Raw genomic sequence first — 20422 nt, 5'->3', positions numbered from 1 at the left:
ACCTTTGCGCGCCGCGCTTGCGGCGCCCGGCAGGTTAAGGCACGGCGACGTGCAGGCTCAGTTCGCGGGTCCGGTCGCCTTCTCGGCGGAGCGGCGCAGGCTCTGGCGGTCGATCTTGCCGGTCGACGTTTTCGGAATATCGACAAACATCTCCACGATTTCGGGCACCATATAGGCTGGTAGCTGCGCGAGGCAGTGGCGCTTGAGGTCACGCGCGGAGAGTTCCGCTCCACCGGCCAGGACCAGGCAGGCCTTGAGCTGTCGCGCGCCCGCCTCTCCCGCGACATCGATCACCGCGGCCTCGGCAATCGCGGAATGAACAAGCAGCGCGTCCTCCACCTCACGCAGATTGACACGGTTGCCCCGGATCTTCACCTGCGCATCCCGCCTGCCGAGATAGCGCAGCATTCCGTCGGCGCCGCGCTCGACCATGTCCCCCGAGCGATAGACCGGATCGGGATAGAGCGCATGGACGGGGTTCTGCACGAAGCGCGCGGCGGTCATCTCCGCATCACGCCAGTAGCCCTTCGCCACCGTCGGACCGCGCGCGCAGAGCTCCCCGACCGCCGCCTCTCCCGTAACAAGTCGTCCCTCGTCGTCGACGACGATTGCCTCCATGTGGGCGCAGGGCCGGCCGATGGGGAGCGGCGCATCACCGGGAGGGGTGTCGATCTCCAGCGCGGTCACATCGTTCGCTTCGGTGGAGCCGTAGATGTTCACGTAGCGGGCCTGCGGCACCCTGGCCATCAGGTCGCGCAGGGCCGGCGGCGGATAGGGTTCGCCGGCAAAGAAGACGAGGCGCAGCGTCTCAAGCCCCGGCTGCCCCGGCTCCAGATGCTTCGCCATCAGCATCAGCACCGAGGGCACGGACTGCCACACGGTGATGCGGTTGTCCGCTAGAAACCGCGCGAGATCGACGCCGAGGAAACCAATCCCCTGCGGCACCAGGCAGACGGTCGCGCCGTGGACGAGCGTCGTCCAGAGGTCGAACAGGGATAAGTCGAAGTGAAACGGCGCGTGCGAGGACACCCGGTCGGCCTCGCTCAGGTCGAAATAGGATCCCGCCCAGTCGCTGAACGCCATCACATTGCGGTGGGTGATCATCACGCCCTTGGGCCGGCCGGTCGAGCCGGAGGTGTAGAGGATATAGGCCAGGTCCTCGTCGAGCGACCGGCGCGGCAACGGCCCATCCGCGAGCCCTGACAGCCCCGCTTCAGCCTCCTCGTCGCCAAGTTCGAGCCGGCGGGGCAGTGCCGCCCCCTCGTCGCAGACCGCGTCGAGCCGACGCGCCTTGGTCTTCGAGGTCACCAGCGCGGCCGGGTCGCTGTCGGCCAGCACCGTCGCCAGCCGGGGCGCAGGGCCGTTGGCGTCGAGCGGCACGCAGACGCCATCCGCCTTCCATATGGCGAGAAGGGCGGCGACCGCATCGGGCGACTTGTCGAGACAGACCGCCACGCGGTCGCCCCGGCCGACACCCTGCGCCGTGAGCCAGCGGGCAATGCGGTTGGCGCGACGCTGGAGCGCGCCGCGGTCCACAGTCTCCCCCTCGAAGCACAGGGCCGGAGCCTCGGGCGCGCGCGCGGCCATCTCCTCGATCAACAGGCAGGGGGTTCTCGCCATCCCGCTCTCCTCACTTGCCGATCCCGGCCTCAGCCGACCGGCCGGTTCATCAGCCAGGCGAAATACTCCATCCGCTCTCCCAGAAAGCGCTCCGCCTTGCCCCACATATCCGCCTCGGTGATCGTGCTCGGGTACTTGCGACCAACGGGCGAGCGCTCGAAAAGCGGCCGCAGGCAGGTCAGCGCAACGATATAGAAGAGGTCGTGATCCATCTTGTAGCTCTTGCGCCGGTCGCCATCCCACTCGTGCCGGATCGCGTAGCGGTGCTTCTTCAACAGGAAGAGGTGGGGAATGAAATAGCTCCACATGCGCCTGGAAACGGCGCGGATCTCCTCCTCGGGGATTTCGGGAAAATAGCCCTGGATCTTCGCCGCGATCGGGTCGAACTCGAGGAGGTTGTCGAGCGTGTATTTGTCGAGCGCCGTCGGGTAGCCGATCTTGGCGACCATGCGGTAGATGGCGCTGGCGAGATCGCGCCAGACCTGCATCGGGCGCACCGGCTCCGGCAGGCCGTTCAGGTCCTGGACGGAATCGAGGTCGATCAGGAAGAGCGCGCGGCTTTCGACCGAGTAGACGAAGTTCCCCCAGTCGCCGGAGTAGCGATACATCTCGGCGAGCGAAAAATCATGCAGCAGCTTGCCGGCCTGACGGGCAAGCGCGCAGATCACGCGCAGGCGGACGCGCTCGTCGTCCGGGTCGCCCTCCACCCCCAGCGCCTCGCGGATATCGTCGTAATGGGCATCGAACTTCGGATCCGATCCCCGCTCCATCGCCGACCCGAACAGGATCTCCGAGATCCTGTAGGCGGCCACGCCCGGAGACAGGGTGATCACCGCCCCCATCGGCTCGCCCTGAAAGCGCAGGCTTTCGTCGTACTGGATCACGGCCAGGGGCGCGATGGTGGGCACGCCTGCCTTGACCAGCCGTTCGGACGACCAGAACTCGCGGTGGGCGCGCTCGTGCACGATGCCGCCAATGGGGCTGGGCGAGGAATAGGCGAACTTGTATTCACCCTCCGCCGAGACGCCGAAATGCGGATAGGTGACGAGATATTCCAGAAGATCGGTAAGCGGCGGCACCGGGTCGTTGCCGGCGTCGTCATGCAGCTTGTTGGAATATTCCGCGTCGCCCGGCATCACCGGGTTCCAAAGGCCGACGCCCTTGAGCTTGGCGGCATGATAGGTGCGCGACGGATCGTCCTTGAGCGCAACCGGGGCGGAGAGCATCTCCCAGGAACCGCGGCCGCGGCGATTGAAATGCGGCACCGCGCCGTTCCAGCTCGCGATGTTGAGAAGGCGGCGGACTTCATCCTCGCCGATGTCGAGACCGTCGAACCGATGGGTGATCTGGTAGTTCAGCTTCTGGTGCATGTTCATGGCAGTCGTTCCTCGAAGTCATCGGCCAGCGCGGGCCCGTTCGCATCCTCAGGCGTAGGTGCGGGCACCGAAGATCGCCGAGCCGACGCGCACGCTCGTCGCGCCGCAGACGATGGCCTTCTCGAAGTCCCCTGACATGCCCATCGACCGCTTCTCGAGGCCAGCCTCATCGGCGAGCCGCGCCAGTTGCCCGAAATGAGGCACCGGGTCCTCCCCGGACGGGGGAATGCACATGAGACCCTCAACCTCCAACCCGTGAAGCTCCCGGCAACGCCGCACGAAGGCGACGGCCTCATCCGGATCTATCCCCGCCTTCTGCGGCTCGCGGCCAATGTTCACCTGCACGTAGAAGCGCGGCCGACGCCCCTGCCGGTGCACCTCGCTCGCAAGCTCTGCGGCGATCTTCTCCCGGTCGACCGTCTCGATGACATCGAAGAGCGCCACCGCGTCGCGCGCCTTGTTGGATTGCAGCGGCCCGAGCAGGCGCAGCTCGATGTCGGGATACTCCTGCTTGAGGCCCGGCCATTTCTGTTGCGCTTCCTGCACCTTGTTCTCGCCGAACACGCGCGCTCCGGCGGCGATCACCGGACGGATCGCATCCGCGTCAAAGGTCTTGCTGACTGTCACGAGCGTCACCGGATCGCCGGCCTGCTCGCGCACTTCCTCCGCCGCCGAGATCTTCCTCAATACCGCCGTCAGGCGTTCCACCGTCTGATCCATCGTCTCCGTCCCGTTTGGTTCGTTGCGTCTACATCCCCGCGCCAAAGAAGCGCGGAACAGCCAGGGTCAGCGCCGGAAAGACGGCGCACAGCACCACGATCACCACATGGGCGAGCGCAAAGGGCGCGGCCTCGCGCACCGCACTTTCGTAGGGCGCGTTGGCGATGCGGGCCGCCGTCATCAGCGTCAGCCCGACAGGCGGCGTGATGTTTCCCAGATTGAGCGCGAGCAGCATCACCATGCCGGCGTGCAGCGGATGGAAGCCGAGCTCCACCAGCGCCGGCGCCAACACAGGGACGGCGACGATGATCGCCGGCAGCACGTCGATGAACATGCCCGTGACGATGAGAAGCGCCGCCACCGCCAGGATCTGGACAACCGGATCGCTGCTCATCGCGGCGATTGTCTCTGCCGCGTGGCGGGCGATGCCCGAGCGTGTCACGTACCAGCCGAGCACGTTCGAGGCCCCCAGAAGCAGGAACACGACGCCGCTGAAGCTGACAGTGGAAACGAGGGCTTCCCATAGGTCGCGGCGGCTCAGGCGGCGATAGACCAGGCCGCCAAGCGCCAGCGCGTAAATGCAGGCGATGACCGAGGCCTCGGTGACCGTGGTCAGTCCCGTCAGCACCCCGCCCAGGATAACCACCGGAATACCCATCGCCGCCAAGGCGCTGGCGCCGGTCGAGAGCACGACGGACAGCCGCACCCGGCCGTGACTGGCATAGCCGCGCCGCCAGGACACGATGCCACTGACAACCAGCATGGCCAGCCCCATCATCACCCCAGGCACGATGCCAGCGGCGAAAAGCCCGAGGATCGAGATATCGCGTAGCGCCGCCGCATAGGCGATCATGATGATGCTTGGCGGGATGATCGGCCCGACGATCGCCGCGCAGGCCGTGACCGCCGCGCAATAGGAGGCGCTGTAGCCTTCGCGGCGCATCGAGGGGATCAGCGTGCGCCCGATGGCTGCCGTCTCCGTCACCGCCGCGCCAGTCAACCCGGCGAAGAGCAGGCAGGTGGTCACATTGACATGGGACAGGGCTCCCGGAATCCGCCCGAACAGCGAGCTTGCGAAGGCAATCAGCCGCTCGGTCAGACCTGCTCGGTTCATGATCTCGGCGGTGATGATGAAATAGGGAACGGCGATCAGCACATAGCCCGACACGCCGGAATAGAAGCGGTCGGCCAGGATCGCCAGGAACGCCGGCCCGCCGATGGACCAGGCGCCGACGAGACCCGCCGCCGTCAGAACGAGGCCGAGCGGCACGCCGACGAACATCAGCACCACGAAGGCGAGCGAGGCGCTCATCGGGTTGCCTCCAGCATCGCGCGCGGCTGCGACCCGCCGGCTGTTCCAACCTCCGCCTCCGTCAGCCCGGCAACCGTCTCGGCCTCGGCCGTCGGCTCGCCGGGGTCGACGCCCTTCTGGCCGTCGTCCTGCGCGCCCTCCTCCTCCAGCGCCATGACGCCGCGCTCTTCAAGCAGTTCCAGTCCGTCGACGAGGTGAACGCAGAGGATCACGCCGGCAACCGGCACGCTGGCCGCCGTCCAGCGGTGCGAGACCTGGAGCGTGTCGGACAGGACATAGAGATTGGTCGCGTGCTCGAAGAAGCCCGCGCCGTACCAGACAAGAGAAACCGCGAAGAGTGCGATGCAGGCAAAACAGATGCCGCGCATCAGCCCCCTCGCCCATGCGGGCAGGCCGCGCGCCAGCGCACTGATGGCGATGTGCTCGCCGTACTTGAAGGCAACCGTGATCGACAGCATCGCGAACCACGGCAGAAGCAGCCGGAAGAGAGAGGGCCGCGTGTTCGAGTAGAGCCAGGCAAGGATGCCGCTCTCGAAAAGCTCGGCATGCCCCGTGCGCGCCGCCAGCGCCAGTCCGGCCTCCAGCGCGACGCCGGCGGCCGAAATCAACAGCATGAGGGCGAGCAGCACCGCGCAGACGGCAATCGTCGTCCGGTTGACGGCATCGCTTGCCCGCCGCAACGGCATCGTCAGGGTCATCATCGCACGGTTCCTCATGGCTGCGGACCGTCCCGGCAGGCGGTGCGCTAGCGTCGGGGCAAGCCTTGGCGGCTTGCCGCTATTCGAGATAGTTCTCGACGACCTCGGACCTGAGCTCGCGGTGGATGCGATCCACCTCGGCGCGCAGGTCGTCGTAGAGCGTTGCGCGGGGGCCGAAGGTCTCCACCAGCCAGTCGCGATAGTAGGGCTGGGCAATGGCGCGCATCCGCGCCTTCTCTGCGTCGGGCAGGACGTAGCATTCCTTGAATTTCTTGCAGGAATTGGTCCAGCCGATCACGGTGATCTGGGTGGCGATGCCATGTGCCATGGCCACCGCCTCACGCGCCGCCGACATGACAATGATCTTGTAGTCGTCGGGAAGCGTCTTGAACCATGTTTCGCTGACGCTCCAGGTGATCGTGTTGTAGACGTGCCCGGACCAGGTCGTGTAGTCGGCAACGTCGTAGAACTTGAAGATGTCATTGACGCCTGGCGCATGGAAATGGCCGTCGACGAGCCCCGTCGCCAGTCCGGTCTGCAACTCGCCCCAGGGCAGCGGCGTGGGCGCCGCGCCGAGCGCGCGCATGATCGTCATGTGCGCCTGGTTCTCCTCGATGCGGATCCTCAGGCCCTTCAGGTCCTCAACGGTTCGGATCAACCGCTTGTTGTTGGCGAAAGCCACGAAGCCGCCGCCGTCGTCGAGCGTGCCGAGATAGCGCAGGCCCGCCTGCTCGACCATCGGACGCATGAACTTCGCGAACCACGGACTGTCGAAGAAGGTCCAGGCCGTGCGGTAGTCGGGGAACAGGAACGGCGAGGTGATCATCTCGTAGTCGCGGAAGAAGGTCGCCTGGGTGCCGGAGCCGAGCATCACCGACTGGATGGTCATGCCTGCCCGCGCCTGCTGGGCGATCTCGACCTCGCCGCCGAGCGCGCCGTTGCCGAACACCTGCACATCGATGTCGCCGTTGGTCGCGGTCTCCACCAGTTGCTCGAAATGCTTGAGCGCGGGCGCGGTCTCGTTGTTCGTCAGATCGTCCGGATAGAGATGGGCGATCGTCATCGTGTAGCTCGCCGCCGGCGCGGCGACGGGCGCCAGGGCGGCCAGCGCGAAAACCGCCCCGGCGAGCAGGCGGCGGACCGCGAGCCGCCTGCCGGTCGGGCGGGACGCCCGCTGCCGGGGCGCCTCACCGCGGATCTGGCGCGGCGAAGTCAGTGTACTCCGAAGGGAAGCGTGAAGGCGGGTCCGGGGCGCGGCCCCGGAAGGCCGTGCGAAGCAGGCGGAAGATCCGCCGAAGATCAGTTCGACGCCATAGTCGGACCGACAGCAATCGTCTTCACGCGGCATCCGCCCCTCCTGACAGGACTATTATTTCCGAAGATCAGGATTTCAGAATATGTACGCGAAGTTGTTCCGGTCTAATTCTATTTTTCTATTTTTGATTACCTGAAACTGACAATAGAAATAAAATAGAAGAAAAGGACATACGGGCGCTCCGGGGCGGATCGGCCGCCCCGAGAGGTCCGTGTTGTTTTGCCTTCAGCCCAGGCTGCGCTGCCTCAGCCGGTGACCGCACCCTTGCTCGCCGGCGAGGCGAGTTGCGCGAACTTGCCGAGAACGCCGCTTCGATAGCGTGGCTCCGGTTTTTTCCAGGCGGCACGCCGGCGCGCCAGTTCCTGGTCATCGACCTCGAGCTGGAGCAGATGGCGGGAGGCGTCGATGGTGATCTCGTCACCCTCCTCGACCAGCGCGATGGTTCCACCGTCGAAGGCTTCCGGCGTCACATGCCCGACGAGCATGCCCCAGGACCCGCCCGAGAAACGGCCGTCAGTGATGAGACCGACATCGGCGCCAAGTCCACGCCCGATGATCGCCGAGGTCGGCGCCAGCATCTCCGGCATACCCGGCCCGCCCTTCGGGCCGAGATAGCGCAGCACCAGTACGTCCCCCTTGCGGATGCGGTCCGACTGGATCGCATCCATCGCCGACTGCTCGTCGTCGAAGACCCGGGCCGGGCCGGTGATCGACGTCGACTTGAGGCCGGTGATCTTGGCGACAGCGCCGTCCTCGGCCAGATTGCCGCGCAGGATCGCCAGATGGCCCTGCTTGTAGAGCGCCTTGTCGATCGGGCGGATGACGTCCTGATCCGCGGCCGGCTCGTCCGGCACATCGGCGAGTTCCTCGGCGATGGTCCGCCCGGTGACGGTGATGCAGTCGCCATGCAGCAGGCCGGCGTTGAGCAGGATCTTCAGAACCTGCGGTACGCCGCCCGCCCTGTGCAGATCTACGGCCATGTATTTGCCCGAGGGCTTGAGATCGCAGATCACCGGCACCTTGCGGCGCACCCGCTCGAAATCGTCGAGCGTCCATTCCACCCCGGCCGCATGGCAGATCGCGAGATAGTGCAGCACCGCATTGGTCGAGCCGCCGGTCGCCATGACCAGCGCGATCGCATTCTCGACGCTCTTCCTCGTCACGATGTCGCGGGGCTTAAGCCCCTTCTTCACCGCCTCGACGAGCACCTGCGCGGAGCGGGCCGTGGAATCGAACTTCTCCTTGTCGATGTTGGCCATGGTCGAGGAGTAGAGCAGCGCCATGCCAAGCGCCTCGAAGGAGGAGCTCATTGTGTTGGCCGTGTACATGCCCCCACAGGCGCCCGTGGTCGGGCAGGCATTGCGCTCGATACCCTCGAAATCCTCCTCGCTCATGCGACCGGCCTTGATCGCGCCGACCGCCTCGAAAGCCGAGATCACCGAGAGATCCTGCCCCTTCCATTTGCCCGGCTTGATCGTCCCGCCATAGACGTAGACCGCCGGCACATTGGCCCTCACGATGCCGATCATGCCTCCCGGCTTGTTCTTGTCGCAGCCCCCGAGAACCAGAACGCCGTCCATCCACTGGCCCTGGACGGTCATCTCGACGCAATCGGCAATCACCTCGCGCGAGATGAGCGAGTATTTCATGCCCTCCGTGCCCATCGCCATGCCGTCCGATATCGTCGGCACGCCGAAGATCTGCGGGTTCGCGCCAGCCTCTCGGATCGCCTCGACGGCGATATCGGCAAGCGGCTGCAAGCCGGCATTGCACGGCGTGATGGTCGAATGGCCATTGGCCACGCCGATCATCGGCTTGTCAAAATCTTCCTTCGTATAGCCGAGGCCATAGAACATGGCCCTGTTCGGCGAACGCTCGATCCCTTGCGAAATCGTCTTCGAACGCTCGTTGTATGCCACCCGCACATCCTCCCTCGCAGGCAATTCAAACGGTCCGCGGGACACTTCGGCCCATCGCGCCCTCGTGGCGAACGACCGGGGAGCCCATGCCCCGGACAACGCCTCCGCGCGATGGCCAGGCGGCGTATGCCCCTGGCGAACCGACCGCTTTTCGCGCTCCCGCGAGAAAAACCTAGCCCGCGAAAATTCATTTCAGAAATATATTTCTCAGACCAAACTGAGAGCTTTTACGTCTTAATCGACATCCGCGACGGGGCTCCGGGAGAGCCCCGCCAACCGTCTCAGGAGCGCCCCTCTCCCGCGTGTGCAACGCCGTTGAAAGCCGCGCCATTGCGCGCCATCGCGACGGTCGGAGCATCAGCGAGCGAGGAAGCCATTCCAGCGGCCGGCTGGGCCTCGCCCTCTCCGCGCGCGCTTACCATGCGCGCCACCTCGACGAGGCGCGACACCGTTGGCGAGACGTCGTCCCGCCGCCAGACGAGACCGGTCTCGATGGTGGGCGGCCGCCCGTCGAGCGGAACATAGCGCACGCCCGAACGGCCGAGCTTGCGCAGCGACCCGGGCACCAGCGCGATCCCCATTCCGGCCGAGACCAGGCTGATGATCGTCTGCATCTGGATCGCCTCCTGGCCGATGGTCGGCTGAATGCCGTTGGCAACGAAATAGGTGGTGATGATGTCGTGGAAAGCGGGTGCGCTGCGGCGGGGAAACAACACCAGCGGCTCGTCCGCGACATCGCGAAGACAGAGCTTCCCGTCCGACAGTTCGAGCCGGCCGGAGCGCATCCACTCCTCCGGCACGGCTGCGAGCAACGGCTCGCGCATGAGCGGCATGTAGGACAAGGAGGCGTGCAACGTCTGGTGCAGCGGGATGATCAGCCCGGCATTCAGGTCCCCCTGCAAAAGCGCATCGAGCTGCAGATCGCTTGTCATCTCCTTCAGCGACACCCGCACCTCCGGATAGGCACCGCTGTAGCGACTGATCAGGTCTGGAAGCAGGTTGTAGTCGGCGGTGGTGACGAAACCGAGCTTCAGCGACCCGATCTCTCCACGCGCCAGTTGGCGGGCAAGCCCCGGCAGGGCCTCCACCTCCTCCAGCAGCTTGGTGACATGGGACAGCAAATGCTCGCCCACCGGCGTCAGCGCGACATTTCGCTTCGTTCGCTTGAACAAGGTGACGGAAAGCTCGTCCTCCAGCGCGAGGATGGCCTGGCTCAGCGGCGGTTGCGTCATGCAGAGCCGCTCGGCGGCCCGCCCGAAATGCAATTCCTCTGCAACCGTGACGAAAAACTTCAGCCTGCGAAGATTCATGCTGCCTTCCACTCCCTAGCTCAGCGACATGTCGGCCGGTACGGCGCGCATGCCCGAAGTCGGTTTTCCGCAAGCGGCCGGACACTCCGCCCCACCAGACGCGCCAGAGCCGTTACCCGGCCGTTGGCACACGGCAGTCATTCACAGAGCGACTTATTCCACGCGGAATAATAGGCTTTTCCTCTAGACGGGAATGCAGTCTTTTGGTTGCATAATTAATTGAACTCCCGTTCTAATTTAAATGATAATACACGCAATATGATTTTGTCACCCGTTTGACGCGATATCAAACGCATAACATTTAGTGATTTTTTGTATTTCTCGATCCACCTTCGGGCAGGTTTGTAATTTTGTTAAATATTATCCACCCAATCGAGAAACAATAATATATTCCAGAATTTTTATATATAAATATAATATTTCCAGAACATTGATTTGTGGAGATACATATGTTTACAGGAGAAAAACAAGATAAGAGCAATCAGGGCATAGCCCGGTGCTGAAACAAGCTTCTCCAGACAGAGCGACAAGGACGGCCTGAAGCGCCCGGAGAAAGGGCGCCGGTCTCCCAAGCCCCATCCAGGACCGCACTCAGGTTGTATTCCCCGGCGGGACGGCCGTTCCGCCTTGCCGGCATGAAGGGAGGATGCGGAGATGGATTTCGGGTTCACGCAGGAACAGGAAACGTTTCGGGAAAAGGTCGTCCGCTTCGCCCGCGAGGAGCTCAACGAGGGTGACCTGAAGCAGCGCGACGCCGATTGCGAACTGTCGCGCGACCTCTGGCGCAAGATCGCCGGCTTCGGCATCCTCGGCCTGCCCTTCCCGAAGGAATACGGCGGCAGCGAACAGGACATCATCACAACCGTGCTCGCCATGGAGGCGCTTGGCTACGGGTGCCGCGATAACGGCCTGCTCTTCAGCATGAACGGCCAGATGTGGACCGTTCAGATGCCAATCGCCCAGTTCGGCTCGCAGGAGCAGAAAGAGAAATACCTGAAGGGCCTCATCGCCGGCGATCTGATCGGCGCGCATGGCATCACCGAGGCGGAAGCCGGATCAGACGTCATGAGCCTGGGCACAACGGCACGCCGCGACGGCGACGACTATGTGCTCAACGGCGCCAAGGTGTTCTGCACCAATGGCCCCGTCGCCGACGTCTTCGTCATCTTCGCAACCGTCGACAAGAGCGCCGGCTCGCTCGGCCTCACCGGCTTCGTCGTCGACCGCGACACGCCCGGCCTCACAATCAGCCCGAACCGGCGAAAGATGGGATTGAGGACGTCGCCGATGGCCTGGCTGACGTTGGAGGACTGCCGTGTGCCGGCTACGGCCCGGCTCGGCAAGGAGGGCCAGGGCGGACGCATCTTCAACAACTCGATGGAATGGGAGCGCTCGTCGATCCTGGCCAACCTGGTCGGGGCGATGGAAAACCAGCTCGAGCACTGCATCACCCACGCCAACAAGCGCACCCAGTTCCGCAAGCCGATCGGCAAGTTCCAGTCGGTTGCGAACCGGATCGTCGACATGAAGCTGCGCCACGAGACATCTCGGCTTCTGCTCTACAAGGTCGCCTGGATGAAGAAAACGCAGGGGAGTTGCGCCATGGAAGCGGCGCTCGCCAAGCTCTTCCTCAGCGAGGCATGGGTCACCTCCTCGCAAAACGCGGTGGTGATCCATGGCGGCTACGGCTACATGGCCGATTATGAGGTGGAACGCGACTTCCGCGACGCGGTCGGCAGCCTTCTCTACTCCGGCACCTCCGATATCCAGCGCACCATCGCCGCGCGGGCACTCGGCCTCTAAGCCCCCCCTTCACGCAAGAAAAACTTCGCGAGAATTCGGCGAAGAACGATGAGCCGCGCCAACTTCAAATTTATAAATACATTAAAAATACATAAAAATACAAAAATACTATATTTTATTTCATTGACGCGCCATTTTTGCAAAACATAATCAAATTCATCGCGAAACGCAGAGCAAAAACAAAAGTATTCGCACAAGGAAAATGGTGAACAACCGGAATGATACCTCGCGACACCATAGCGAGCCGTCATTTTCCGGCAGCAGGAGGAAAGATCATGAGCGCTTCCACTCCCGACCTTGTCGACGTCGAAACCGTCCTTCGCGACTATCTGCTCGAGCATTCGAGCGTGAACGTGTCAGGCGGCATTGATCCGCAAGAGAACCTTCTGGACAGCGGCATTCTCGATTCCCTCGGCATCGCCGAGATCACGGAGTTCATCGAGGCGCATTTCTCGGTCGTCATCGACGAGGACGAAATCTCCTCCCAGAATTACAAGACGTTGAGCGCCCTTTCGCAGTTCTGCCACTCCAAGATCACCGCCGCAGCGGCCTGAGCCGCGCCGGACGGCCTGACGACGGGATCAACAGACCCTCAGGGAGGAAGCGTTCATGACCAGCACCATCAAGGCGGACCTGATCCTGGTGCATGCACCGGCGATCTTCGACTTCCGCAATCGCGACGACTTCGTGCTCGGCTGGTACTCCAGCCAGGAAAGCAGCAACGTCACGCCGATCTTCGAGATGCATCCGCTCGGCTTCCTGTCGATCAAGAGCTTTCTGGCCGAGCGCGGGCTCGACGTGAAGATCGTCAACCTTGCCTCGCTGATGCTCAAGCACCCGACGCTCGACGTGGAGAAGCTGTTCGAGCACCTGGACGCACCGGCCTTCGGCATCGACCTGCACTGGCTTCCCCACTGCCAGGGTTCGATCGAGGTGGCCGGTGTCCTGAAGAAGGTCCATCCGGACAGTTTCATCACCTTCGGCGGCATCGTTTCCACCTATTACGCCAAGGAGATGATGCAATACCCGCAGATTGACGGCGTCATCCGCGGCTACGACACGCTGGAGCCGCTCGCCGATCTCGTCGGCCAGATCAAGCGCGGCGTGCGCGGGCGCTTCAATGTCGAGAACCTGGTCTACAAGGACGCGGGCGAGGTCATCGACAACGGCCACAGCTACACGCCGGAGGTGCTGAACGACGTCGCCATCGACTGGTCGAAGATGTTCCCGAAGACCTCAAGCCTTCTGAACATGCCCAATCTGATGGTGCTGCCCAACACCGGCTGCCAGCAAAGCTGCGGCTGGTGCTCGGGCTCCCGCTGGGCCTACCAGCGGATGATGAACGTGGAGAAGAAGACCGTCTTCCACCGACGCTCGGAGCAGTTGGTGCGCGAGATCACCACCTTCCCGAAGACGGAGTCGCCGCTCAGCGTCTACACGCTTCAGGCCTATTCGGAATCCTCCCCGCGCCTGCTTGAATATCTGGCGGCGGTTTCCGACAGCGGCGTGGTCAAGTCGGTCTCCTTCGAGCAGTTCCGCCTGACCAAGCCCTCTGTCCTGCGCCAGATGGTCGAGGTCGCGCCCGGGCTCGACATCTACATCAACCTGTCGCCGCAGTCGCACGACGTGGAGATCAGCCGGCTGACGGGGCGCGGAACCTACACCAACGAGGAGATGGAAGCCTGGATCGCCGAAGCGCTCGATATCGGCATCAAGGGTGTCTTCCTCTGGTACACGATCGGCATGCCCCGGCAGACCCACAGTTCGGTGATGGAGACGGTCGACTATACCGCCCGGCTGATGGAGAAGTTCCCCAACGACAAGATCGTGCCGACGATCTTCGGCATGGTGCCCTTCCTCGATCCTGGCTGTCAGTGGTTCGAGGAGCCCGAGCAGCACGGCTACACTGTCTTCCACCGCGATCTCGAATCCCATCGCCAGTCGCTGACGCAGCCGCGCTGGCACGACGCGATGAACTACGAGACGCGCTGGATGAAGCGGGAGGAGTTCCTGCCCTCGACCTATGACGCAATGCAACGGATGGCCAACTTCAAGGCCGACTTCGGCCGCATCACGCCGCGCTCGATCAAGATCGTCAACGACCGCATCGATCACCTGCGCTACCTCACCGGCGCGGTCGACCGGGCCATGACGCTGCAAGGCAGGTTGCCGGACAGCCTGCGCCGCGAGGTCGGGCAGCACAACGACGAGATCCTCTCCTACGCCGCCGACGTGGCGTTGGTGAAAAAGCCCCTCTCGGGCCGCTGGTACGACGATCACACGGTGCCGGCGGAGATCATCTCGGCCTGCGTGCGCGAGACGCAGGCGGCCTGACGCCGCCTAGCCTGCCAACGCGGGAAGGCGGCGTCAGGCCGCCCCTTCCCGCCCTTCCCCAGATCTCGCGATGCGCGGGCAGGCTCCCGCGCGCCAGACAGGATGAGGCTTTCCATGCAGAAACACCCCGTCGGGATCATCGCGGCCGCGTGCCACCTGCCTCCCGAAACCACGACGCTCTCGAAGATCCTGAGCGCCGAAAACGTCAATGGCGCGGGGCCGAAGGTCGCCGCCCTCGGCTTTACCGGCGTTCACGTCTTCACCGGGGAAAGCCCGACGGACATGGCGGTCGAGGTCTCCCGTCAGGCTCTCGCGGAGGCCGGCGTCTCGCCGCTCGATCTTGATGCCGTGATCGATTTTTCGGTCATGCCGCAACGCTATGTCGAGCCGGCATGGTCGATGAGCAACGAGCTCCAGGCCGAACTCGGCGCGAAGAACGCCTTCACCCTCGGCTTCAGCGGAGGCGGCGCGGCCAATGTCCATGCGGCGATCAAATTCGCCACGGCGCTGATCCTGGCCAATGACGATGTCGACACGGTGCTTCTGGCCGCCTCGGACCAGGCGATTTCCGGCAACCGGGTGATCGGCGCCGGCGACGAGCCGGTCACCGTCATCGGCGATGCGGCGAGCGCCCTCATCCTGCGCCGCGACGCGGGTCGGGCGCGGGTCGTCGACACCCGCCTCGCCTCGCGCGGCGCGCTGCACGACGTGCTCTACATTCCCGGCGGCGGCATGCGCCACCCGACACGGCTCGACCTCTACAAGCTGACGCTCGACGCGGAGAAATACGCCGCCGCCGACCGGCACGGCGCATTGGGCAGTCTCGTCGACGCGCTCCTTTCCCGCCACGGGCTGGCGCGCGAGGGCATCGACCGCTTTCTTACCGCCCATGTTTCCGACGCGGATCTTGCCGGCTTCGACGCGGCGCTGGCGGCGGGAGACCGGCTGGTCCGGCCCGACGCATCGGCGCGCGGGCATCTTCACTCCAGCGATCTGGTCTTCGGCCTGCGCGATCTTCTCGCCGGCGACGAAACGCCGGACACCGTGCTGATGGCATCGCACGGGATGGGTTTTTCCTACGGCGCGACGCTTTTGCGCTTCCAGTAAGGAGCAGGACACATGGATCACGTCGGCATTCTTTCCGAGGCGTTCTACCTTCCTCCCGACAAGAAGCTCGTCTCGGATGTGTTCCGCGACGAGGACGTGCCCTTCGGCACCTTGTCGAAGAACATCGACTTCCAGCGCGACATCGGCATCCACGACATCCATGTCACCGACGAAATGCCCTCGGTGCTGGCACTCGAGGCGGCGCGGCGGGCGCTGGACGAGGCCGGCGTCGCGCCCGACGAGGTCGATCTCGTCGTCGACTTCACCTCCATCCCAGAAGATTACGTGGGGCCGACCTGGTCGGCTGCCGGTCTCGTTCAGGAGGAGCTTGGCCTCGTCAACGCCTTCGCGACCGCCGTCAACACCGGCGGCTGCGCCAGCTATCACCTGGCGCTGAAGTCGGTGATGTCGCTCATCCTCTCCGACAGCGGCTTCGAGACGGCGCTGCTCTTCGCCGGCGACCGCACGCCGGAACTGAACAAGACCTACTATCCGATCACGGTGGCCAGCGACGGCGGCAGCGCCATCGTGCTGCGGCGCAACGCCGGCCGCGCCCGCATTCTCGGCGTCGAGACCATCTCCATCGGCAGGCTGCACGATGTCTGGTATGTGCCTGGCCTGCAAAGCCGCCAGCCGAACGAGGAGGTTTCGGAAAAGCTGCTGCACATGTACGCCAAGATGGACAAATTCAACGAGGGCGTCATTCCGATCAACTTTCGTATGTTCGGCAAGGTGATGAAGAAGCTGCTCGACAAGTGCGGCCTCACGCAGGATGACGTCGACTATTACATCTACCCGACATTCTCGACCTGGGATCAGGCCTATTTCATGAAGAAATTCGGCCTTACCCGCGACAAGGTCTACACCAGCGCACTGAAGCACCGGGGCCATGTGCAGGAAAGCGACATGGTCATCAACTACGCCGAGGCCGTCGCCCAGGGGCACATCCGGCCCGGCGACAAGGTGATGGTGGTGTCGAACGGCGCGGGCTTCGCCTGGTCGGCCGCCCTGGTCGAACACTGAGGCGTTCGGCATGTCCCCTGCCGCGACGCAGACGAAGGCAACCGGCCTTCTCGTTCGCGAGGAGGGACGCGCCGGCCGCATCACGCTCGACCGGCCGCGCCGGCTCAACATGCTGACGGCGGAGATGGTCGAGGGCATCGACGCCGCTCTCTCGGCCTGGCAGCACGACCCGGGGATCGCGCTTGTCATCATCGATGCGTCGGGAGAGCGGGCCTTTTCCGCCGGTGGCGACATCGCCGCCGTGCACGGGCTGGTCGCCGCCGGAGACACCGCCGGGGCGTTCCGGCACTGTCTTGCGGAGTATCGACTGGATCTGAGGATCGCGCGCTTCGGCAAACCCGTCGTGACGCTCGTCGACGCGGTGGCGATGGGCGGTGGCATCGGCATCGCCTGCCATGCGGCGCATCGGGTCGTGACGCCGCGCGCCGCCTTTTCCCTGCCGGAATGCGCCATCGGCTGGCTGCCGGATTCCGGCGCGACCCACCTTCTTTCCGGGATCCCCGCACCCCTGGCCACTTTCCTGGCGCTGACCGGAACCCGGATCGGCGCGGCCGACGCCATCGACCTCGGCTTCGCGGACACGCTCGTTGCCACGGACAGCCTGCCCGAGCTCGTCGCCGCGCTGTGCGCCACCGGAGATCCCGCCCGCATTGCCGGCTTCGGCCAGCGTCCGGGCACGGGGCTGCTTGCGGGTGAACTGCCATGGATCGAGGCCGCCTTCGCAGCGCCGGGCGTGCCGAAGATCCTCCGCGAACTGGAAACGCCCACGACGGCGCGCGCGGACAGCAGCCCGCATGCGGCCTGGCGGGAAACGACGTCCAGGGCGCTCAGGCGCGGGTCGCCCCTCAGCCTGGCGCTGGCGCTGGCAGCACTTGAGCGCGCCCGGCGGCGCCCCGGCCTGGAGGCGGCGCTGACGCGAGAGTCCCGTGTCATCTCCCGGCTTCTCGCCCATCAGGACTTCCGCGAAGGGGTGCGCGCGGCCATGATCGACCGGGACCGCAAGCCTCGCTGGCAGGGGCCCCATGAGGTCGCCCCTCCGCCGCAGGAGATCAACGGTTACTTCGAGCCGACTTGCGCGTCTCTGGACCCTTCCTTCGCCTGAAGGTCTTTCGCGCCGCGTCATACGCAAACACTCCTAGCGCTGCGTACAAACTATATTTCCCAGCACTGCATCGACACCTTAACCTCGCGCTCAGGACGCAATAAAACCCAAAAAAACCACTTCGGGTTGCGCCTCTTCCCGGTCGGCAGCCGCCGCCGGATCGCCGGAGCGGGACCGTTTTCTCCCGCCCGGGCATGCAAGCGGGACAGGACAATGACCTCAGTGCAAACGACTTCCCGATCCTCGCTCATGGCGAACTGGCCGACGCTCGCCGTCGCGGCGCTGGGATCCTTTCTGGTGATCCTCGACGTGACGGTGGTCGCAATCGCGCTCCCCTCCATCGAGCGCGAGCTCAAGGCCAGCTTCGCCGAGCTGCAGTGGATCATCAATGCCTACAATATCGCCTACACCTCGGTGTTGATCGCCGTCGGGGCCTTCGCCGACTGGTTCGGCCGACGACGGGTAATGGTGATCGGCCTGGTGCTGTTCGGCCTCACCTCTTTGATGGTGGGCCTTGCCGACACGCCAACGGCCCTGATCCTCGGCCGGGTCGCGCAGGGGCTTTCGGCGTCCGCCATGCTGATCCTTGGCGTCGCGCTCATCTCCAACGCATTCCAGGGGGCCGACCGCGCCCAGGCCTTCGCCATCTGGGGCGTTTCCATCGGTTGCGGCGCGGCCTTCGGCCCGATTGTCGGCGGCATTCTTGTCGACACGTTGAGCTGGCGGTGGATCTTCCTTCTCAACGTGCCGATCGTCGCGACGCTGGTCGCGCTTTGCTACTGGCGGGTCGAGGAGTCGGCGGATCCCGATGCGGGCTCGCTTGACTGGATCGGCATCGCGACCTTCACCGCCGCCCTGGCCTGTCTTTCCTATGGCGTCATCGAAGGCGGCGAACTCGGCTGGTCGAGCGGCTCGGTGCTCACCGCGCTTATCGCTGCGGTGGCGCTGCTGGCGCTCTTTGCCGCGGTCGAACTCACCATCAAGCGCCCGGCTTTCGATCTTCGGCTGTTCCGCATCCCGACGTTCACCGGCATCCAGCTCGTCTGCGTGCTCAACAGCATCACCTTCTGGGTCATGCTGGTCTACCTGCCGATCTACTTCCAGGTGGTACACGGCATGTCGGCGTCCTCGGCCGGGCTCATGCTGATGCCGATGACGATCCCGCTGCTTCTGTTCGCTCCGATGGGGGCAAAGCTGGCCGCTCCGGAGCGCTTCGGCGTGCGCGGCCTGATTGCCTTCGGTTGCGCGCTGATCGCGGTCGGCTTCGTCTGGCTCGCTGTCGCCCCGCCAGCGGAAGTGACGCTGTGGGTCGTCGCCTTCCTGCTGCTGGGCATCGGCACCGGGCTGATCAACGGCGAGCTTTCGAACGTCGCCACCGCCGTGGTGCCGCCGGAGAAGGCCGGCATCGCCTCCGGCGTCAACATCACCTTCCGCCATGGCTCGTTCACACTGTCGATCTCGGTCTTCGGCGCGATCCTGCTGTCGAGCGTCACGCTGCAACTGTCGGGTTCCGGCGAACTGGCCGCCTCGCTCGGCGACGGGCTGCGGGAGACGGCGAACATGATCGCCCGCGGCGACTTCGCCGGCGCCGTGACCAGCGCCCCGGTCGAGGTGCAGGCCGCTGTCGAGGGCTTCGGCCGCGACAGCTTCGCCGCCGCCTTCTCCGTGTTGCTGTGGATCGTGGCGCTGCTCTCGATCGCCGCCGTTCTGGTGTCGGCGATCATGATCCGGCGGCGCGACCTGATGGCGGGACCCGAGGCGGTCACCTCCCCCGCCGGGGAGTAACGCCTCCTCCGGCGGTCGACCGTCTCGCTGCCGCGCGGCCTCCCGAAAGGGGCCGCGCGGCTTTTTTTTCTGACACCAGGCGCGCGAGGACGAGCGACGCAAAAAGGGCGGAGCGCCTCCGCGCCCCGCCCGTTTAAGTCTCGGCTTTGCGATGTCCCTTGTTTTCGGGCGCCGTTCAGCTCCAGTAGGTCAACGGCTTGTCATCGCCGCGATAACCGACGAAACAGGACATGGTGACCCGCCGGCCGCCAACGCCCGGCGACACGCAATGGATAAGCTGCGAGTTGAACAGAACCAGGTCGCCATTGGCCGGGCGCACGATGAGACGCGGTGCGTCGAGCTCGGACCTGTCGAGCCCGTCTGTCGTCGCCTGAATGCGGTCCTGCTCCGGGGTCGGCTCGCTCAGCCAGAGTTCCAGCTCCCCGCCCTCCGGCGGCATGTCCAGATAGACATTGACGGCAATCTGCCCGGTCAGACCCGAATTGCCGTCCTTGAGCATCCGCGCCAGCCGGTCGTTGTGGGGCAGCATGTTGGCGCCGGGTTCGATCACCCGGCACGTGCCGACAAAGCTCTTCTTGCCCTCGATCACCTGGATCGTCGCGCCCGGCGTCCAGACTTCCTCAAGCAGCAGGCGGAAGTGATCGAGCGGGGTCATGCGCGGATAAACCAGATCGCGGATGCCCCAGATCGAGCGCACAGCCGCACTGTGGTAGCGCGCGGCGTTCTCGTCGTCATTGCCGACGTCGACATACCCCATGCCAAGGCGCTTCAGCGCGTTCTGGACCTTATAAGCCTCGAGCTCCGAGTGGCCGGCGACCCGGTCCGAGAATTCCGCCGAGAGATCTTTCGGATAGAACCCCGGAACGTGAATCACGTCGACCGTTCGTTCGATCAGCCCACGGACGCTTTCTTCGGTCAACTCCCTGGCAATTTCCACCGTCTTCAACATGACGTTCCTCCCTTTTTTGCAGAACATCTTTATCCGGCGCGAAGCATTC

16 protein-coding genes are annotated in these 20422 nt (G+C 64.6%); 7 read left to right on the top strand and 9 right to left on the bottom strand.

Annotation, left to right across the window (positions count from 1 at the left end):
• Positions 1–57: 57 nt before the first annotated feature.
• From ACN0WF_RS10000 to ACN0WF_RS09965, 8 genes are all read right to left on the bottom strand, one after another.
• Positions 58–1620 carry an amino acid adenylation domain-containing protein gene (locus ACN0WF_RS10000; protein WP_417772675.1) on the bottom strand — a complete coding sequence of 521 codons (1563 nt, stop codon included), beginning with the start codon at positions 1618–1620 and terminating at the stop codon, positions 58–60.
• A 29-nt stretch (positions 1621–1649) separates the two neighbouring features.
• Positions 1650–2996 carry a hypothetical protein gene (locus tag ACN0WF_RS09995; protein WP_417772674.1) on the bottom strand — a complete coding sequence of 449 codons (1347 nt, stop codon included), beginning with the start codon at positions 2994–2996 and terminating at the stop codon, positions 1650–1652.
• Positions 2997–3044: 48 nt separating this feature from the next.
• On the bottom strand, positions 3045–3716 hold the full coding sequence (locus tag ACN0WF_RS09990) for a YggS family pyridoxal phosphate-dependent enzyme (protein ID WP_417772673.1): 672 nt from the start codon (positions 3714–3716) through the stop codon (positions 3045–3047).
• A 28-nt stretch (positions 3717–3744) separates the two neighbouring features.
• Positions 3745–5028, bottom strand: coding sequence for a TRAP transporter large permease (locus tag ACN0WF_RS09985; protein ID WP_417772672.1), 1284 nt, complete (start codon positions 5026–5028; stop codon positions 3745–3747).
• Positions 5025–5729, bottom strand: a complete 705-nt coding sequence (locus ACN0WF_RS09980; RefSeq protein ID WP_417772671.1) for a TRAP transporter small permease — start codon at positions 5727–5729, stop codon at positions 5025–5027. The genes ACN0WF_RS09985 and ACN0WF_RS09980 overlap by 4 nt, the downstream gene beginning before the upstream one ends.
• A 76-nt stretch (positions 5730–5805) precedes the next feature.
• Complete coding sequence (dctP, locus tag ACN0WF_RS09975; RefSeq protein WP_417772670.1) at positions 5806–7074, bottom strand: TRAP transporter substrate-binding protein DctP; 1269 nt, start codon at positions 7072–7074, stop codon at positions 5806–5808.
• A gap of 212 nt (positions 7075–7286) precedes the next feature.
• Complete coding sequence (gene ilvD / locus ACN0WF_RS09970; RefSeq protein ID WP_417772669.1) at positions 7287–8960, bottom strand: dihydroxy-acid dehydratase; 1674 nt, start codon at positions 8958–8960, stop codon at positions 7287–7289.
• Positions 8961–9241: 281 nt separating this feature from the next.
• Positions 9242–10270 (bottom strand): LysR family transcriptional regulator, encoded by a 1029-nt coding sequence (locus ACN0WF_RS09965; RefSeq protein ID WP_417772668.1) that lies wholly within the window; start codon positions 10268–10270, stop codon positions 9242–9244.
• 654 nt (positions 10271–10924) lie between these two features.
• On the opposite strand from ACN0WF_RS09965, the gene ACN0WF_RS09960 reads away from it, so the two are divergent.
• From ACN0WF_RS09960 to ACN0WF_RS09930, 7 genes are all read left to right on the top strand, one after another.
• Positions 10925–12073: an acyl-CoA dehydrogenase family protein gene (locus ACN0WF_RS09960; RefSeq protein ID WP_417772667.1), complete on the top strand. Its 1149-nt coding sequence runs from the start codon at positions 10925–10927 to the stop codon at positions 12071–12073.
• Positions 12074–12348: 275 nt separating this feature from the next.
• The gene (locus ACN0WF_RS09955; RefSeq protein WP_417772666.1) at positions 12349–12627 is read left to right on the top strand and encodes an acyl carrier protein; all 279 of its coding nucleotides are present in this window, start codon (positions 12349–12351) and stop codon (positions 12625–12627) included.
• 55 nt (positions 12628–12682) lie between these two features.
• Positions 12683–14407: a cobalamin-dependent protein gene (locus tag ACN0WF_RS09950; protein ID WP_417772665.1), complete on the top strand. Its 1725-nt coding sequence runs from the start codon at positions 12683–12685 to the stop codon at positions 14405–14407.
• A gap of 114 nt (positions 14408–14521) precedes the next feature.
• Positions 14522–15514 carry a hypothetical protein gene (locus ACN0WF_RS09945; protein WP_417772664.1) on the top strand — a complete coding sequence of 331 codons (993 nt, stop codon included), beginning with the start codon at positions 14522–14524 and terminating at the stop codon, positions 15512–15514.
• Positions 15515–15526: 12 nt separating this feature from the next.
• Positions 15527–16537: a 3-oxoacyl-ACP synthase III family protein gene (locus tag ACN0WF_RS09940; protein WP_417772663.1), complete on the top strand. Its 1011-nt coding sequence runs from the start codon at positions 15527–15529 to the stop codon at positions 16535–16537.
• Between the two features lie 10 nt (positions 16538–16547).
• The gene (locus tag ACN0WF_RS09935) at positions 16548–17639 is read left to right on the top strand and encodes an enoyl-CoA hydratase/isomerase family protein (RefSeq protein ID WP_417772662.1); all 1092 of its coding nucleotides are present in this window, start codon (positions 16548–16550) and stop codon (positions 17637–17639) included.
• A 213-nt stretch (positions 17640–17852) separates the two neighbouring features.
• A complete protein-coding gene (locus ACN0WF_RS09930) occupies positions 17853–19424 on the top strand; it encodes an MFS transporter (RefSeq protein ID WP_417772661.1) in 1572 nt (523 codons plus the stop codon).
• A gap of 175 nt (positions 19425–19599) precedes the next feature.
• Here ACN0WF_RS09930 and ACN0WF_RS09925 read toward each other — a convergent pair whose 3' ends face one another.
• Positions 19600–20373 (bottom strand): 2OG-Fe(II) oxygenase, encoded by a 774-nt coding sequence (locus tag ACN0WF_RS09925; protein WP_417772660.1) that lies wholly within the window; start codon positions 20371–20373, stop codon positions 19600–19602.
• Positions 20374–20422 lie beyond the last annotated feature (49 nt).

Source organism: Stappia sp. (assembly GCF_048268045.1).
GTDB lineage: Bacteria > Pseudomonadota > Alphaproteobacteria > Rhizobiales > Stappiaceae > Stappia.
The sequence above is the reverse complement of the archived record's forward strand: the minus strand, read 5'-3'. Positions and strand labels throughout refer to the sequence as shown.

Coding starts and splice junctions, on each gene's coding strand:
- ACN0WF_RS09945 (WP_417772664.1), top strand. CDS start 14,522: ATGCAGAAACACCCCGTCGGGATCATCGCGGCCGCGTGCCACCTGCCT.
- ACN0WF_RS09925 (WP_417772660.1), bottom strand. CDS start 20,373: ATGTTGAAGACGGTGGAAATTGCCAGGGAGTTGACCGAAGAAAGCGTC.
- dctP (WP_417772670.1), bottom strand. CDS start 7,074: ATGCCGCGTGAAGACGATTGCTGTCGGTCCGACTATGGCGTCGAACTG.
- ACN0WF_RS09995 (WP_417772674.1), bottom strand. CDS start 2,996: ATGAACATGCACCAGAAGCTGAACTACCAGATCACCCATCGGTTCGAC.
- ACN0WF_RS09930 (WP_417772661.1), top strand. CDS start 17,853: ATGACCTCAGTGCAAACGACTTCCCGATCCTCGCTCATGGCGAACTGG.
- ACN0WF_RS09955 (WP_417772666.1), top strand. CDS start 12,349: ATGAGCGCTTCCACTCCCGACCTTGTCGACGTCGAAACCGTCCTTCGC.
- ACN0WF_RS09960 (WP_417772667.1), top strand. CDS start 10,925: ATGGATTTCGGGTTCACGCAGGAACAGGAAACGTTTCGGGAAAAGGTC.
- ACN0WF_RS09985 (WP_417772672.1), bottom strand. CDS start 5,028: ATGAGCGCCTCGCTCGCCTTCGTGGTGCTGATGTTCGTCGGCGTGCCG.
- ACN0WF_RS09965 (WP_417772668.1), bottom strand. CDS start 10,270: ATGAATCTTCGCAGGCTGAAGTTTTTCGTCACGGTTGCAGAGGAATTG.
- ACN0WF_RS09980 (WP_417772671.1), bottom strand. CDS start 5,729: ATGATGACCCTGACGATGCCGTTGCGGCGGGCAAGCGATGCCGTCAAC.
- ACN0WF_RS09950 (WP_417772665.1), top strand. CDS start 12,683: ATGACCAGCACCATCAAGGCGGACCTGATCCTGGTGCATGCACCGGCG.
- ACN0WF_RS09935 (WP_417772662.1), top strand. CDS start 16,548: ATGTCCCCTGCCGCGACGCAGACGAAGGCAACCGGCCTTCTCGTTCGC.
- ACN0WF_RS09990 (WP_417772673.1), bottom strand. CDS start 3,716: ATGGATCAGACGGTGGAACGCCTGACGGCGGTATTGAGGAAGATCTCG.
- ACN0WF_RS10000 (WP_417772675.1), bottom strand. CDS start 1,620: ATGGCGAGAACCCCCTGCCTGTTGATCGAGGAGATGGCCGCGCGCGCG.
- ACN0WF_RS09940 (WP_417772663.1), top strand. CDS start 15,527: ATGGATCACGTCGGCATTCTTTCCGAGGCGTTCTACCTTCCTCCCGAC.